Source organism: Streptomyces glaucescens (assembly GCF_002154375.1).
Classification (GTDB): domain Bacteria; phylum Actinomycetota; class Actinomycetes; order Streptomycetales; family Streptomycetaceae; genus Streptomyces; species Streptomyces glaucescens.
The window spans coordinates 1-15,187 of sequence record NZ_MUND01000123.1; the positions used below are offsets into that span (position 1 = coordinate 1).

Consider the following 15,187-nt stretch of genomic DNA (forward strand, 5'->3'; position numbering starts at 1 on the left):
CCCGCCGGGTCGCCCGCCCCTTCGGCGTCCCGACCAGCACCAGCGCGGGCCAGACCTTCACCAGGGCGCCCAGCGCGGCGAACGCCCCGCCCGCGCGCGGGGAGCGGGACAGCGTCAGCAGGGAGAGGACGGCCAGGGCGGTGGCCTGTACGTCGTAGCGGACCAGCGGCACGTGCAGCAGCAGGGGCAGGCCCAGCGTCCACAGGGCCGCCCCGAGCAGGGTGCGGCCCTGTCGCGTCCCCGCGCGGGCCAGTGCCGCCAGGATCAGGGCGTCGGCGGCCAGGGTGAGGAGCACGAACGCCTGGAGGTAGTCCAGCCCGGGCAGCAGCGTGGGCGACACCAGCACCGGGCCGGCGCCCGGCGGGTACTGCCACAGCTTGTCGTCGGCCGGGAAGGTGCCCTCCGCCAGGACGCCGGCCCAGTTGCGGTACAGCCGCCACACCTCCCGCGCGACCGGGATGCCTCCCAGTTGCGGAGCGGCGTCGTGGACGAGCAGCCACAGCATCAGGGCGCGGGTGGCGAGCCAGGCGGCGGCGAGGCCGAGGAGGCGGCGGGTCGGCAGGGTCATCGGCGGAGGGATCCTCAGCAGGGGATGGCGGCCGGACGAAGGTCACGTGTGCCGGTCATGTATGCCCCGCCGCGGGCCCCTTTCCGTGAACAACCCCCTATCGGGGTGTCCGCCTAACGTGTCGCCGTCTCCGCCGCGATCGCCGCGTCCAGGGCGCCGGTGAGCCGGTCGAGGCGGTCCCGCAGGGCGCTGATCTCGTCGAGGTCGCAGCCGGTGGCGGCGGCGATCCGGCGCGGCACCTCCGCGGCGCGTTCGCGCAGGGCGGCGCCGTCCCCGGTGAGCCGGACCTCGACGGAGCGCTCGTCGCGGGCGCTGCGTTCGCGGTGCACCAGTCCGGCCGCCTCCAGTCGCTTGAGCAGCGGGGAGAGGGTGCCGGAGTCGAGCCGCAGCCGTTCGCCGAGCTTCTTGACGGGCTGGTCGCCGTCCTCCCAGAGGACCAGCATCACCAGGTACTGCGGGTAGGTGAGCCCGAGGTCCTTGAGGACGACGCGGTAGACGCCGTTGAAGGCGCGCGAGGCGGCGTTCAGCGAGAAGCAGATCTGGCGGTCGAGGCGGAGCCAGTCGTCCGCGGGCGTGCTGGTCATGGTTCCAGGATAGCTCTTGTGGGCCATTTAGTTGTGCACAACTTAATTGTGTGCTCTACTTCTGGTCGTAAGGCGGCGGCCGGACCGGACCGCCGCCCCCGACCCAGAGAGGGATGGTTCTCCCATGGACGCGCTCTACACCGCTGTCGCCACCGCCACCCACGGCCGCGAGGGCCGCGCCGTCTCCTCCGACGGCACGCTGGACCTCCCGCTGGCCATGCCGGCGCAGCTGGGCGGCAACGGCCAGGGCACCAACCCCGAGCAGCTCTTCGCCGCCGGCTACGCCGCCTGCTTCGGCAGCGCCCTCGGCCTCGTCGGCCGGCAGGCCAAGGTCGACGTCAGCGACGCCGCGGTGACCGCCGAGGTCGGCATCGGCAAGCAGGGCGAAGGCTTCGCGCTCGCCGTCACCCTGCGCATCGAGCTGCCCGACACCGTGGACGAGGCGACCGGCCGCAAGCTGGTCGAGCAGGCCCACCAGGTCTGCCCGTACTCCAACGCCACCCGCGGCAACATCCCGGTCGACCTCGTCATCGAGTAATCCCCCGGCGGACGCCCCCGGCGCGGCACCCGTCACCGCGGAAGCCGCGCCAGCACCTCCCCCGTCCGCCGGCTCCACGCCACCACGACCGCCTCCTCGGGCACCTCGCGCCAGCGTGTCAGCAGCAGCCAGCGCACCCGGTGGCGGCGGGCGAGGGCGGTGCGCTCGGCGCGGGTCGCCGCCGGGTCCAGGTAGGCCCGCACATCGGCGACCCGGCGCAGCCGCTCCCGCTCGTCCACCGCCGCGTCCGGCCAGGTCGGCGCGGCCAGGTTCGCGCCGTACCCGGCGATCGCGTGCACCGCCCAGTAGCCGTCGGTGATCACCACCTCGCCCCGCCGGATGTGCCGGGCGGCCCAGTCGTACGACGGCCAGCTCGGCGGCTGCGCGAAGCCGACCGGATCCAGCGAGCGCGGCACCACCGCCCCCGCCTGCACGGTGAGGAACCCGGCACAGGCCCCGGCCGCCGTGACCGCCGCCAGGACCCGCCGCCACACCGGCCAGGGCCGGGGCGCCGCCAGCTCCACGGCCAGCGCGAACTGCAGCGGGACCAGGGTGAGACCGAGGATGCGCCCGTAGGTGTAGTGGCCGCTGACCCAGCCGTACGCCACCGCCGCCACCTCCAGCGCGAACATCAGCACCAGCGGATCGCGCCACGACGTCCGCCGGGCCCGCAGCCACAGCGCGGGCAGCCCGATCAGCGCCAGCCCGAACTGGCCCGCGAGGTCCCCGTACAGCCGCCGGTGCATGGCGTCGACGCTGGTGTCACCGGTCAGCGCGAAGACGTCGAAGTGCGGCCACACCGCGCCGGTCAGCAGCGCCGTGCCGCCGGTCAGCGCCCACCGGGCGGCCGCGGCCGGTTTCCGGCCCCGCTGCCACCCGGCCACCAGGGCGAGCCCGCCGAGGACCGCCGCCACCGAGGTGATCGGGTGGACCAGCAGGATCAGTCCGTACAGCGCGCCCAGCCCGGCGTACCCGGTCAGGCCGGGCAGCCCGCTCGGCCCGACGAACCGCACCGGCCGCCCGTCGCGGGCCCGCGCCCCCGTCCAGGCCCACGCCCAGAAGGTCAGCCCGATCGCGAACGCCGACGGGTAGGGCAGCGTGCCCGTCATCGACATCAGCCCGAGGTACCCGCTCCACCAGGCCCGCTCCACGCCCCACAGCAGCGTCATCGCGGCCAGCGCCAGCACCGGTGCCCACGGACGGGGCGTGAGCACCCGCACGAAACGGTTCAGGCCGGTCAGCAGCACCAGCAGGTTCAGCGGCCCGGCGAGCCGCACCGCCTCCCAGCCGCTGAGCCCGGTCAGCCGGGCGAAGGCGCCCTGGGCGACGGCGTAGGGCGAGTAGTAGGGGCTGCCCGCACCCGGCAGGTCCGCCGTGGGATGGCGCGGGCGCAGCAGATCGTCCTTGAGGCGTTCGACGACCGCCGCGTGCTGTCCGGCGTCGCAGCACAGCGGCACCCGCCAGTACGCCAGCGACATCACCAGCCAGAACAGGAAGCCGACGACCTGGTACGGGGTGGGCCGCCAGACTCGGCCGCGCAGCGCCGTCGCACCGCGCGGGGTCCGCCGGACGAGGACTCCGGCGCTCATCGAGCCGAATGAAAGGTAAGCGTCTGGGGCATTTGCCGTATCTTCCCGCCAAGATCAACTGCATGACCTCGGCTCACCTCATCGAGTGAGCCCGTTCGGAGTGCCCCTGCGCCGGCAGGGCCACCGGCCGCCGCAGCACCGCGTCCAGCAGCAGCGGCACCCCGACCACCGGCAGCAGCCACGCCAGCACGATCAGCCGCTCGCCCCAGATGTTGATGTCCGGGTGCCCGGCCTGGGTGAGGATCCCGGTGAACGCCGCCGCGGCCAGGAACACCCCGAACGCGGGCCGCCGCGCCGCCCCCCACGCTCCGGCCGCGAGCGCCGCGAGGAACAGCGGCTGCCACAGCTGCCGGCGCAGCCACTCCATCCAGAAGTTCCCCTGGAGCTGGAAGAACTCCGGCCAGGGATCGGCGCGGTCCGGTCGCGCGAAGTGATGGGTCAGCAGATCCTGCACGCTGTCGGCGGTCGACGGATACCTCAGCAGCTGCGCCAGCAGCACCGTCAGCACGGTCGCGGCCAGCCCGGTCGCCGCCACCGCGAGCACCCCGCGCCCCGGCGGACGGCCCCGCCGCCACCGCCGTACGGCGATCAGTGTGCCCGCCGCCGCCAGGCACACCCCGAGGAACAGCGCCTGCGAGTGCTTGACGGTGAACAGCGCCGCGAGCGACCCGCCGATCAGCACCAGCCCGGCCCGGGTGCGCCGCCCGCCGAGGACCAGCGCGCAACCCCACACCGCCGCCAGCGTCAGCGCCAGCATCAGGCCCTCGGCCATGGGCCGCATGGCCGTGGTGCCGACCGGCAGGACGTAGTAGAGGCCCTGCCCGGTCAGGCACAGCGCCGGCGGCAGCCGCAGCGACCGCAGCACCAGGAACACCAGCACCCCGCCCGCGACCGCGATCACCACGCTCGCCGCCCACACGCCCCACACCACGCCGAACACGGACACGAACGGCAGCAGGAACACCGGGTAGCCGGGCCGCGCCTCGAAGATCCGCATGAAGCGTTCCGGCATGTACGGCACGGTGTGCCCGCCGGTCTGCCCCGCCCTCAGCCGCCGCTCCACGACCCGCCACTCGTCGGCACCGCACTTCTCGCGCACCATGGGCGCCGGGTCGGGCCGGTGGAAGCGGACCACGTGCACGTTCTGCGCGCGATGGGCCAGCGAGGCCCGTCCCGCGCACACGTAGTCGATGGTCGCGGCGGCGGCCTCCCGCTTGGCGTCCCCGCGCAGGCTGAGCGCGTACGACAGGTAGTTCTTGGTGTCGGGGGTGTCCCGGCCGGTGACGTTCGCCAGCTGGAGCACGGCGAACACCGCGGCCAGGACGAGCACCCAGGTGCGCGGCCGCCAGGCGCCTGGTCGCAGCCGGGTCACGAGGTGGTGAGCACGTCGTGGTCGGAGGCGGTGGCGGGGCCCGGCAGCGCGACCGGCCCCGGCGTCCACGCCTCCTCGCCCAGCATCAGCGTCCGCACCACCCGTTCGGCGGCGTGCCCGTCGTCGTACTCGCAGAACCGCGCCCGGAAGGCGGCCCGCAGCCGCTCCCCGTCCTGGTCCCGCCAGGTACCCGAGGCGAACAGCCAGGCCAGCTCCCGGTAGGAGCGCGAGACATGGCCCGGCGGTTCGGCGGTGATGTCGAAGTAGGCGCCGCGGCTCGCCGCGTACGCCGTCCAGTCGTCGGCGTGGATCACGATCGGCCGGTCCAGGTTGGCGTAGTCGAACATCAGGGCGGAGTAGTCGGTCACCAGGACGTCGGAGGCGAGCATCAGTTCCTCGACGTGCGGCTCGTCGGTGGCGTCGATCAGCACGCCCCGCCGGTGCAGATCCGTCAGGCCCATCCCGCGCGCGTGGCCGGTGGCGAGCGACGGGTGCAGCCGGACCACCAGGGTGTGGCCGTCGCCGAGGTCCTCGGCGAACCGGGCCAGGTCGATCCGCTCGACATGGCCGCCGCGCCGGTACTCGCGGCGGGTCGGCGCGTACAGCACCACGGTGTGGTCCTCAGGGATGCCCAGCCGGGCCCGGGTCGCGGCCCCCGCACCGGGGCCCGCGTTCACCAGCACGTCGTTGCGCGGGCTGCCGGAGCGCAGCGAGGTGAAGTGGCAGGGGAACGCCCGCTCCCACACCAGCTCCGAGTGCCGGTTGGCGACCAGGCTGTAGTCCCAGCGGTCGGCGCGCCACAGCATCTTCGGCACGTCGAAAGCGTGCCGGGCGCCCGGCTTGCCGAGCAGGTCCGCGCCCATGTACTTCAGCGGCGTGCCCTGGTGGGTGTGGATATGGACGGTGCCGGGGCGCTTGGTGAGAGCGCCGGGCCAGTTGACGTTGTTGACGAAGTACGTGGCCCGCGCGGTGACCCGCTCGTAGGCGGCCGAGCCCAGCAGCACATGCTCCACGTCCGGCGGCAGCAGCGCGGCCGTCTCCTCGTCCTTGACCACCCACACCCCGCGCATCCGCGGTGCGGCCACGCGGGCCGCGGCATGGATCGCCGCCGGGTCGCCGAGCACCCCACGGTGCGAGAACGCCGAGTACACGGCGAGGTCCGGGTCGAGGGGGCGGCGCACGAGCAGGGCCGAGCGGGCCCGGCGCACCCGTCCGGCCGCCACCGCGCGCACCCGCTCGGCCCGCCGCTCCAGTGCCCGCCCGGCCCGCGCCGCCTGCCGCCGGGCCAGATAGCCGGCGTAACCGCCCTCCAGGACCCGGTGCTCCGCGGCGACCGTGGCGCCCTCGGGCTTGTGCGCGCGGAACATCTCGGCCGTACGGCGGAAGAACTCGCCCTTGTCCGAGGGCGGCAGCCGGTCCGGCTTGGCGAGGATGTCCAGGCAGTGCTCGGCCATCTTGGCGTGCAGGAAGCCCCGCCAGGTGTGCAGCTCGGGGCGGTCGTCGAGATACGCGAAGACCCGCTCGTACTGCTCGTGGATGTCGAAGTGCTTGCGGCTGGTGGTGGACAGGATGTTGCCCTGGCGGCGCTGCCGGTACTCGACGCAGACCCGGTCCAGCGCGGCCATCCGCTCGGCGCTGAGCATCACCGGGAACGTCCACGGCGTGTCCTCGTAGTAGCCGGGCGGGAAGGCGAAGCCGTGCCGCTCCACGAAGTCCCGGCGGTAGATCTTGTTCCACACCACCATCAGCAGGTCCAGCACCTCGGGCCGCTCGGCGGCGCTGAACGTGCCCGCGTCCGCCGCCTCGCCCAGCACGGGCGCCAGCACGTTGCGGCGGGTGCCGCCCCACCAGTAGGTGCGGACGTAGTCGAAGATCAGCACGTCCGGGTCGCCCGTCCCGGCCAGCCGGTCGGCCATCGCGCGCAGCGCGCCCGGGGTGAGGGTGTCGTCGCTGTCGAGGAAGAACAGGTAGTCGCCGGTGGCGTGCGGCATGCCGGCGTTGCGGGCCCGGCCGAGACCGACGTTCTCCGGCAGGTGCACGGCCTTCACCCGCGGGTCGCGGGCCGCGTACTCGTCGAGTATCGCGCCGCAGCCGTCCGGCGAGCGGTCGTCGACGGCGATCACCTCGATGTCGCGGAACGACTGCTCCAGGACCGAGTCCAGGCACTCGCGCAGGAAGCCCTGCACCTTGAAACACGGGAGGATGATGCTGAAACGGGGCACGTCAGCTCCTGACGAGGGTCGTCGCGGCGGGGGCGGGGATGCGCTCGGCGAGCGGGACCACCGGGGGGATCGCCTCCGGCGGCTCGCCGAGGAAGACCCGGCGCACCACCCGCTCGGCGGCCCGCCCGTCGTCGAACTCGCAGAACCGCTCCCGGAAGGCGGCCCGCAGCCGCCGGGACTCCGCGCCCGCGTGGGAGCCGTCCCGGAAGATGCGCGCCAGTTCCCCCGGGGTGTGCGCGACCGGCCCCGGCGGGGACTGCATCAGGTCGAAGTAGACGCCCCGCGTCTCCCGGTAGACCTCCCAGTCGTCGGCGTACACGACGATCGGCCGGTCCAGGTTGGCGTAGTCGAACATGATCGACGAGTAGTCGGTGACCAGCGCGTCGGCCGCCAGGCAGACGTCCTCGGAGGAACGGTGCGAGGTGACGTCGATGATCCGGCCGGAGGCCCGGGAGCGGCCCCGGTCGTAGAAGTAGTGGGCGCGCAGCAGCACCACGACGTCCTCGCCGGCCGCTTCACAGAACGCCTCCAGGTCCAGGCCGGTCTCGAAGCCGGTGTGCCAGTCGCGGTGGGTGGGCGCGTACAGCACGGCCGTCCTGTCCTCCGGCACGCCCAGTTCCCGGCGCACCCGGGCCACGTCCTCGGCGGTGGCCGTGTAGTACACGTCGTTGCGCGGATAGCCGTACTCCAGGTGCTCGTAGGAACCCGGGAAGGCCCGCTCCCACATCTGCGTGGAGTGGCTGTTGGAGGAGAGGTTGTAGTCCCAGCGGTCGACCCGGCCCAGCAGTTTGGCGAAGCTGCCGGTCTGCGCGGCCACCACCGGGTACGTCGACTGGTCGATGCCCATCTTCTTCAGCGGCGTGCCGTGCTGCGTCTGTACGTGCACGGTGCCGGGGCGCTTCACCACGCCCTCGGCGAAGTTGGCGTTGTTCACGAGGTACGTGGCGCGGGCCAGCAGCTCCCAGGAGCGGCGGCTGCCGATCACCGCGTGGTCGACGTCCTTCGGCACGGCGTGCGCCTGGTCGGCCTCCACCAGGAACACCGACCTGATGTGCGGGGCGAGTTCGCGGACCTTGGCGTGGATCGCGGCCGGGTTGCAGGCGTAGCCGCGCCCCCAGTACGCGCAGAACACCGCCAGGTCCGGATCCAGTGGGCGGCGCAGCTGACGGCGGTAGAACAGCCGGGTGCGCAGTCCGCGCGGGCGCGGCACCCGTGCCCCGGACCGCACCGCCGCCTCCTTGGCGCCGCGCAGCAGCCGGAACGCGGCATAGGCGCGGGCCGCCAGCAGCCGGTGCTGCACGCCCAGGCTGCCGCCCGGGGTGCGGTGCCCGGGCGGGCGGTGGCGCCGGTAGAGCGTGCCCGCCCGGCGGAAGAAGGCGCGGCGGCGGTGCGCGGGCAGCCGCCGCGGGTGCCCGGCGGTCTTCAGGACGGCGGCGAAGAGCTGGTCGAACAGGGCGTGCGCCCGCTCGGCGGACAGCCGCGGGACCAGCGCCAGCGCCCGTTCGGCCTGGTCGAGGAGTTCCGTGTGGTGCTCGCCGGGCAGATACAGCCGGTTGCCCTGCCGCCGCACGTGATGCCGTACGACGGTCTCGCGCAGCACCGCGACCCGCTCGGCCCGGGCCATCACCGCCGCGCCGAAGCCGATGTCCGTGAAGTGCCCCTCGGGGAAGGCGAGGGCGTGCTCGGTGAGGAAGGCCCGCCGGTAGGCCGCGGCCCACGCGGGCAGCTGGACACCGGTCAGCTGCGGTGCCCGGTCCGGGTGGAAGACCCCGGACGGGGCACGGGCGAGCAGCGGCCCCGCGGGATGCGTGGGCTCGCCCTCCCACCAGGGGGCCCGCTTGTAGGCGAAGAGCAGGACGTCCAGGTCACCGGTGTGCGTCAGGCGCGCGTGCAGCGCGGCCAGCGCGCCCGGCAGCAGGATGTCGTCGCCGTCGAGGAACAGCAGATACGCGCCGGTCGCCGCCTGCATCCCGGCACCGCGCGCCCCGGCCAGACCGGCCGACGGCGGCGAGTGGACCGGGGTCACCCGGGAGTCCCGCTCGGCGTGGGCGGCGGCGACGTCCGCCGCGGGTGAGCCGGGCCCGTCGCACACCGGGATCAGTTCGAAGTCGCCGAAGGACTGTGCGAGGACCGAGTCCAGCGCCTGGGCCAGCCGGCCCGCGACCCCATGGGACGGGACGATGATGCTGAAGCGGGGCATTCTGCTCTTTCCATGGTCGTGCCGGTCCTGGTCAGGCGGGAGGCCCGCGCCTCGGACCGTGTGAGGAACGGCCGGGCCGCCCCGCCGGCCGCCACGTGGACGGCCGGGACGGGGTCGGCCGCGACGAACTGCGGGGCATGTGAACTCCCGGAAGGTGCAACGGTCATCGGTGTCCGTCGGTGACGGTGAGCGGGCCAGAAGGTTGCGGCACGCCGGCCAGCGGGGTGCGCGACCGCTCGGCTGCGGCCGACGGCACGGGCCGGCGTTCGGCGAGCGGGACCACCGGCGGGATCGACTCCGGCGGCTCGCCGAGCAGCACGTGGCGCACCACCCGCTCGGCGGCCCGCCCGTCGTCGTACGGGCAGAACCGCTCCCGGAACGCGGTGCGCAGCTGGGCGGAGCGGGAGCCGCGCCAGTGGCCGGTGGCGAAGATGTCGATCAGCTCGTCCTCGCTGCGCGCCACCGCGCCCGGCGGGAAGGCGCGCAGGTCGAAGTAGGTGCCGCGGGCCGCCTGGTAGGCCGCCCAGTCGTCGTCGGGGCTGTGGATCACGATCGGCCGGTCCAGGTTGGCGTAGTCGAACATGATCGACGAGTAGTCGGTGACCAGGGCGTCCGAGGCCAGGCACAGCGACTCGACGCTCGGGTGGCCGGTGACGTCGACGACCCGGCCGGTGGTCGCGGCGAGCGGGCCGCCGTGCCGGGCGTGGGCGCGGGCCAGGACGACGAACCGCGGTCCCAGCCGGCGCACCACGCGCTCCAGGTCGAGAGCGGTGCTCTGGGTACGGCGGTGGTCGCGGTGGGTGGGCGCGTACAGGATCGCCACCGTGCCCTCCGGGATGCCCAGCGACTCGCGCAGCCTGGCCACGTCCGCCGTGGTCGCCCGCTGGAGGACGTCGTTGCGGGGGTAGCCGTACTCCAGCGTGGTGTACCGGCCCGGGTAGACGCGCTCCCAGGTCAGCGTGGTGTGGCGGTTGGCGGACAGCACGTAGTCCCAGGTGCCGACGTCGTCCAGGAGCCGCGCGAAGTCCGTGCCGCGGGCCGCCGCCGGGCGTTCCTGGAGATCGAGGCCCATGTGCTTCAGCGGCGTGCCCTGCCGCGTCTGCACGAAGACCTGCCCGGTCCGCTTGACCGTGCGGTGGCCGAAGCCGTCGTTGCTCACCAGGAACGTGGCGCGGGCCAGCGCCGTCCAGTACGCGGCGGTGCCCGGAGTCAGGCGGCGGGTGCCGGTCGGGATCGTGTGGTGGTGCTCGGGGCGGGCGATCCACGCGGTGCGCACGTGCGGGGCGAGCGTGCGCACCGCGGACTCCAGCGCGCCCGGGTTGCAGCCGTATCCGGCGTCCCGGGAGGCGGCGAACACGGCCCGGTCGGCCTGGAGGGGCAGCAGCAGCTGGACCCGGTAGTGCAGCCGCAGCGCGCCGGCCCGGCAGGCCCGGGCCAGGCCCCGCGCCAGGCGGGCGGTACGGCGGCGGGCGGCCAGCAGCAGGTGCAGGGCGCGGAAGGTGCGGTGCGCGCCGAACCGGACGAACGCGTGCCGCAGGCGGACACGCGGCGGGGCCGGGGCGCGGACGGGCGCGCCCGCCTGGCCGAGGGAGGCCGGGAGCCCGGGGGAGCGGTAGCGGCGGTAGTGGGCGCGGGCCCGGCGCAGGAACGCGGCGCGGCTGCCGCGCGGCAGGCGGTCCGGCTTGCGGTACACCAGCGTCAGATGGTCGACCATGCGGCGGAACAGCAGCGGGCGCCACCGCGCCAGTTCGGGGTGCTCGTCGAGATAGGCGAAGACCCGGTCGTACTGGTCGAAGATGTCGAAATGCCTGTCGCTGGTGGTGGACAGGATGTTGCCCTGGCGGCGCTGCCGGTAGTGCACACAGACCCGGTCCAGGGTGGCGATCGACTCCGCCGCCAGCATCACCGGGTACGTCCACGGCGTGTCCTCGTAGTAGCCGGGCGGGAAGGCGAAGCCCTCGTGCTCGACGAACTCCCGCCGGTACGCCTTGTTCCACGCCACCATCAGCAGCTCCAGCAGGCCCGGCCGGTCCTCCAGCCGGAACGGCGCCGGGCCCTGCTCGGTGAGCCGGCCGGCCGCCTTGTTGCGGACCGCCTCGCCCGTCCAGTACGTGCGGGCGTAGTCGTAGACCAGGACGTCCGGTTCGCCGGTCTCCTTCAGCCGGTCGGCGACCGCGCGCAGGGCGTTCGGGGTGAGGGTGTCGTCGGAGTCCAGGAAGATCAGGTAGTCGCCGGTCGCCTGCGCCATCCCCGCGTTGCGGGCGGCGCCGAGACCGCCGTTGCGCTCCAGGCGGACCGCCTTCACGCGCGGGTCGCGGGCCGCGAACTCGTCGATGATCTCGCCGCAGGCGTCCGGTGAGCAGTCGTCCACCGCGATCAGCTCGAGGTCGGGATACGACTGGGTGAGCACCGATTCCAGGCACTCGTGCAGGTACGCCTGAACCTGGTACGCGGGGACGATGACACTGAACCTGGGCACGGGGACATCCATGGGTCGGCGGGACAGCTCGGGCGTTCTGCCCGGCAACGGCCCTGGACGCGGAGGAGTTACGGTCCGTACGGCATGTGGGGGAATCGGGGTGGACGCGAAGGGGCGGGCCGGTGACACCGGCCCGCCCCTGTGAAGTGCGCGCGATACGGGGTTACTTCACCGCTCCCGCCATCACGCCCGTCACGAACTGCCGCTGGAACGCGAAGAACACCGCCAGCGGCACCACCATCGAGATGAACGCCCCGGGCGCCAGCACGTCGATGTTGTTGCCGAACTGCCGTACCTGCGTCTGCAGCGCGACCGTGATCGGCTGGCTGCCGGCGTCCGTGAACACCAGCGCCACCAGCATGTCGTTCCACACCCACAGGAACTGGAAGATGCCGAGACTCGCGATCGCGGGCCCGCCCAGCGGCATCACCACCCGTGCGAACAGCCGCAGTTCACCGGCACCGTCCAGACGGGCCGCCTCCAGCAGCTCACGGGGGATCTCCGCGAAGAAGTTCCGCAGCAGGAACACCGCGAACGGCAGCCCGAACCCGACGTGGAACAGGATCACACCCAGGATGGAACCGAACAGACCGATGTTGCCGAACAGTTCGGCGATCGGGATCAGCGCCACCTGCACCGGCACCACCAGCAGCCCCACCACGGCCAGGAACCACCAGTCGCGCCCCGGGAACTCCATCCACGCGAACGCATAGCCCGCCAGCGCGCCGATCACCACCACCAGCACGGTCGCCGGGACCGTGATCAGCACCGTGTTGACGAGGGAGTCGGTGATGTCGCCGTTCTCCAGCAGCTTCTCGTAGCTGTCGACGGTGAGCCGGGCGGGCTCGGTGAACACCGTCCACCAGCCGCTCTCGTTCATGTCCCGGGTGCTGCGCAACGAGGACAGCAGCAGACCGACGGTCGGCACCAGCCAGAACAGGCCCACCACGATCAGGAAGACCCGCACCGCGCCGCCGCTCAGCTTCTCGACCGCCCACGCGGCCGGCGACCGCCTCGGCGGCTGTGCGGACAGCTTCGTCATCGCCGTACCTCCCGCCTGAGCCGCCGGACGTTGAACCACATCACCGGGATCACCAGCAGCAGCAGGAACACCGCGATCGCGCTCGCGACGCCCGGCTGGTCCTCGGCGAAGCCCTTGCGGTACAGCTCCAGGGCGAGCACGTTCGCGTCGTCCTGCGAGGAACCCGGGGCGATGATGAAGACCAGGTCGAACACCTTCAGCACGTTGATCATCAAGGTGACGATGACGACCGCGAGCACGGGCGCGAGCAGCGGCACGGTCACCCGGCGGAACACCTGCCACTCGGTGGCGCCGTCCACCCGCGCCGCCTCCAGCAGCTCCCGGGGCACCCCGGCCAGACCGGCCGCGATCAGCACCATCGCGAAGCCCGCCCACATCCAGATGTACGAGCCGATGATGGCGGGCGTGACGAGCGACGGGCCCAGCCAGTCCAGCCCGTTGTACGGCTCCTCGAAGTTGTCGGCGGGCAGCCGCAGCAGCGCGCCCTCGGCGGACGCGGGCAGGGAGAAGGTGCCGTCCCCGGCGGCCGTCGTGGAGGCGACCACCTCGCCGTCCTTCACCGCCTCGATCCTCATCCCCGGATAACCGAACTCGGACGGGTCCGGCGCGCCGAGGGTGCCCACGCCCTCGCCGCGGGTGAAGTCCTGCCAGGTGGTGCCGGTGATCTTCCCCGGCTCCGCCTGCGGCTTCGCGGCGGGCCGCGCGTCGTCCGGCATCAGATCCGGCGCCACCCCCACCAGCGGCAGCGTCACCGGCTCACCCGGGCGGACCGGCTCCTTCGTGATGAACGCGCCCCCGCCCGCCGGTTCGAGGGGCGACTCCCGCCCCGGATGGGCCTTCGGGAACGCCGACGACTGGGCGAACGTGTCGTGCACGCCCACCCACACCGCGTTCGCCACGCCCTTGTCCGGGTCCTGGTCGTACACCAGCCGGAAGATGATGCCCGCGGCGAGCATCGAGATCGCCATCGGCATGAAGACGACCAGCTTGAACGCGGTGCCCCAGCGCACCCGTTCGGTGAGCACCGCGAAGATCAGCCCGAGCGCGGTCGCGACGGTCGGCGCGAACACCACCCAGATGATGTTGTTCTTCAGCGCGGTGCGGATGCCGTCGTCGGTGAACAGGGCCTGGTAGTTGTCGAATCCGGCGAAGCCGTCGCCGGACTGGTCGTAGAAGCTGCGGACGACCGAGTACCCGATCGGGTAGACCACGAGCGCGCCGAGCAGCACCAGCGCGGGCAGCAGGAACAGCGCCGCGACGGTGGTGCGGGTGCCGGTCACGCTCTTGCGCTTGGACGGAGCGGCGGGAGCCCCGGGGACCCCCGCCGCCGGTGCCGGCGACTTCATCGCCGGCTCAGTTCCCGTACGCCGCGGCCGCGTCGGCCTCCAGCCTGCGCTGGGTGCCCGCGATGTCCTTCGGGTTCTTCAGGAAGTCCTGCAACGCCTTCCACTCACCCTTGCCGGGCGTGCCGCCGAAGGCCTGCGGGGCCTGGTCGGACATGTCGAAGCGGAAGTCGTCACCGGCCGCGATCAGCGCCTTCGCCATCTCCTGCTGCACCGCGTTCGGATACGCCTTCGGGTCCACGTTCTTGTTCGGCGAGAGATAGCCGCCGAGCCCCGCCTGGATCGTCGCCGCGTCCGGGGACGCCAGGAAGGTGGCCAGGGCCTGCGCCGCCTTCGAGTCCTCCAGGATCACCGCCGCGTCGCCGCCGGAGACCACGGGTGCCGTGTCACCGACCGCCGGGAACGGGAACACCTTCGCGTCCGTGCCCACCTTCGCGTCGGTCTCCGCGATGTTCACCTGCACGAAGTCACCCTCGTAGACCATGCCCGCCTTCGGCTGGTCACCGCCGGTGAAGGTCTGCGTGACGGAGGCCGGGAACTCGGTCTGCAGCGCGCCGCTCGCACCGCCCGCGAGATAGTCCTGCTTGCCCCAGATCTGCGCCAGCGTGGTCAGCGCCTCCTTCACGGAGGGGTCCGTCCACTTGATCTCGTGCTTGGCCAGCTGGTCGTACTTCTCCGGGCCCGCCTGGGACAGATACACGTTCTCGAACCAGTCGGTGAGCGTCCAGCCGTCCGCGCCGCCGACGGAGAACGGCGTCACCCCGGAGTCGTAGATCGTCTGCGCGGTGCCGAGCAGGTCCTTCCAGGTCTTCGGCTCCTCGGCGCCCGCGTTCTCGAAGACCTGCGTGTTGTACCAGATCAGGGACTTGTTGGCGGCCTTGTAGTAGACGCCGTACGGCTTGCCGTCCACCGTGCCGATGTCCTGCCAGCCCTGCGAGAAGTTCTTCTTCAGCTCGGCCTGCGCCTCGGCGCCCAGCGGCTTCGCCCAGCCCTTCTCCACGGCCTGCCTGATCGCGCCCGGCTGCGGGAGCATCACCACGTCCGGCGGCTGACCGCCCGCGATCTTCGAGCCGAGGAAGTTGATGATCGGGTCCTGCGCCGGGACGAAGGTGACCTTCGCGCCGGTGCGCTTCTCGAACTCCGCGAGCACCTTCTTGAAGTTTGCCTGCTCCGGCCCGGTCCAGACGGCGGCCACCTCCAGAGACTCGCCGTCCAGCTTGGGAAGTCTCACCGTGGCGGTGGTCTCGGTG

Annotated in this window: 11 protein-coding genes; 1 reads left to right on the forward strand and 10 read right to left on the reverse strand. The window is 72.9% G+C overall.

Features of this window, described 5'->3' with window-relative positions:
* Together CCN42_RS08940 and CCN42_RS08945 are read right to left on the reverse strand one after the other, a co-directional pair.
* The coding region (locus CCN42_RS08940; RefSeq protein ID WP_143661878.1) for a glycosyltransferase 87 family protein at nucleotides 1-568 on the reverse strand (568 nt) is incomplete at its 3' end.
* A 113-nt stretch (nucleotides 569-681) separates the two neighbouring features.
* Nucleotides 682-1,152: a MarR family winged helix-turn-helix transcriptional regulator gene (locus CCN42_RS08945; protein WP_086734368.1), complete on the reverse strand. Its 471-nt coding sequence runs from the start codon at nucleotides 1,150-1,152 to the stop codon at nucleotides 682-684.
* A 124-nt stretch (nucleotides 1,153-1,276) separates the two neighbouring features.
* On the opposite strand from CCN42_RS08945, the gene CCN42_RS08950 reads away from it, so the two are divergent.
* Nucleotides 1,277-1,690, forward strand: a complete 414-nt coding sequence (locus CCN42_RS08950) for an organic hydroperoxide resistance protein (RefSeq protein WP_086170884.1) — start codon at nucleotides 1,277-1,279, stop codon at nucleotides 1,688-1,690.
* A 32-nt stretch (nucleotides 1,691-1,722) separates the two neighbouring features.
* Here CCN42_RS08950 and CCN42_RS08955 read toward each other — a convergent pair whose 3' ends face one another.
* From CCN42_RS08955 to CCN42_RS08990, 8 genes are all read right to left on the reverse strand, one after another.
* Nucleotides 1,723-3,279: a hypothetical protein gene (locus tag CCN42_RS08955; RefSeq protein WP_086734370.1), complete on the reverse strand. Its 1,557-nt coding sequence runs from the start codon at nucleotides 3,277-3,279 to the stop codon at nucleotides 1,723-1,725.
* 73 nt (nucleotides 3,280-3,352) lie between these two features.
* The gene (locus CCN42_RS08960) at nucleotides 3,353-4,609 is read right to left on the reverse strand and encodes a hypothetical protein (RefSeq protein WP_211294661.1); all 1,257 of its coding nucleotides are present in this window, start codon (nucleotides 4,607-4,609) and stop codon (nucleotides 3,353-3,355) included.
* Nucleotides 4,610-4,647: 38 nt separating this feature from the next.
* Nucleotides 4,648-6,873 carry a bifunctional glycosyltransferase/CDP-glycerol:glycerophosphate glycerophosphotransferase gene (locus CCN42_RS08965; protein ID WP_086734372.1) on the reverse strand — a complete coding sequence of 742 codons (2,226 nt, stop codon included), beginning with the start codon at nucleotides 6,871-6,873 and terminating at the stop codon, nucleotides 4,648-4,650.
* Nucleotide 6,874: 1 nt separating this feature from the next.
* Nucleotides 6,875-9,073 carry a bifunctional glycosyltransferase/CDP-glycerol:glycerophosphate glycerophosphotransferase gene (locus CCN42_RS08970; RefSeq protein ID WP_086734374.1) on the reverse strand — a complete coding sequence of 733 codons (2,199 nt, stop codon included), beginning with the start codon at nucleotides 9,071-9,073 and terminating at the stop codon, nucleotides 6,875-6,877.
* Nucleotides 9,074-9,236: 163 nt separating this feature from the next.
* Entirely contained in the window at nucleotides 9,237-11,552 is a 2,316-nt protein-coding gene (locus CCN42_RS08975; protein WP_169731427.1) for a bifunctional glycosyltransferase/CDP-glycerol:glycerophosphate glycerophosphotransferase, read from the reverse strand.
* A gap of 163 nt (nucleotides 11,553-11,715) precedes the next feature.
* Nucleotides 11,716-12,594 (reverse strand): carbohydrate ABC transporter permease, encoded by an 879-nt coding sequence (locus CCN42_RS08980; RefSeq protein WP_086734378.1) that lies wholly within the window; start codon nucleotides 12,592-12,594, stop codon nucleotides 11,716-11,718.
* Nucleotides 12,591-13,874, reverse strand: a complete 1,284-nt coding sequence (locus CCN42_RS08985; protein WP_086734382.1) for a carbohydrate ABC transporter permease — start codon at nucleotides 13,872-13,874, stop codon at nucleotides 12,591-12,593. Before CCN42_RS08985 ends, CCN42_RS08980 begins: the two co-directional genes overlap by 4 nt.
* A 73-nt stretch (nucleotides 13,875-13,947) precedes the next feature.
* The coding region (locus tag CCN42_RS08990; protein ID WP_107427564.1) for an ABC transporter substrate-binding protein at nucleotides 13,948-15,187 on the reverse strand (1,240 nt) is incomplete at its 5' end.

What these genes read in the sequence shown, in the direction of transcription:
- CCN42_RS08970 (WP_086734374.1), bottom strand. Translation starts at nt 9,073, where the DNA reads ATGCCCCGCTTCAGCATCATCGTCCCGTCCCATGGGGTCGCGGGCCGG.
- CCN42_RS08955 (WP_086734370.1), bottom strand. Translation starts at nt 3,279, where the DNA reads ATGAGCGCCGGAGTCCTCGTCCGGCGGACCCCGCGCGGTGCGACGGCG.
- CCN42_RS08950 (WP_086170884.1), top strand. Translation starts at nt 1,277, where the DNA reads ATGGACGCGCTCTACACCGCTGTCGCCACCGCCACCCACGGCCGCGAG.
- CCN42_RS08945 (WP_086734368.1), bottom strand. Translation starts at nt 1,152, where the DNA reads ATGACCAGCACGCCCGCGGACGACTGGCTCCGCCTCGACCGCCAGATC.
- CCN42_RS08980 (WP_086734378.1), bottom strand. Translation starts at nt 12,594, where the DNA reads ATGACGAAGCTGTCCGCACAGCCGCCGAGGCGGTCGCCGGCCGCGTGG.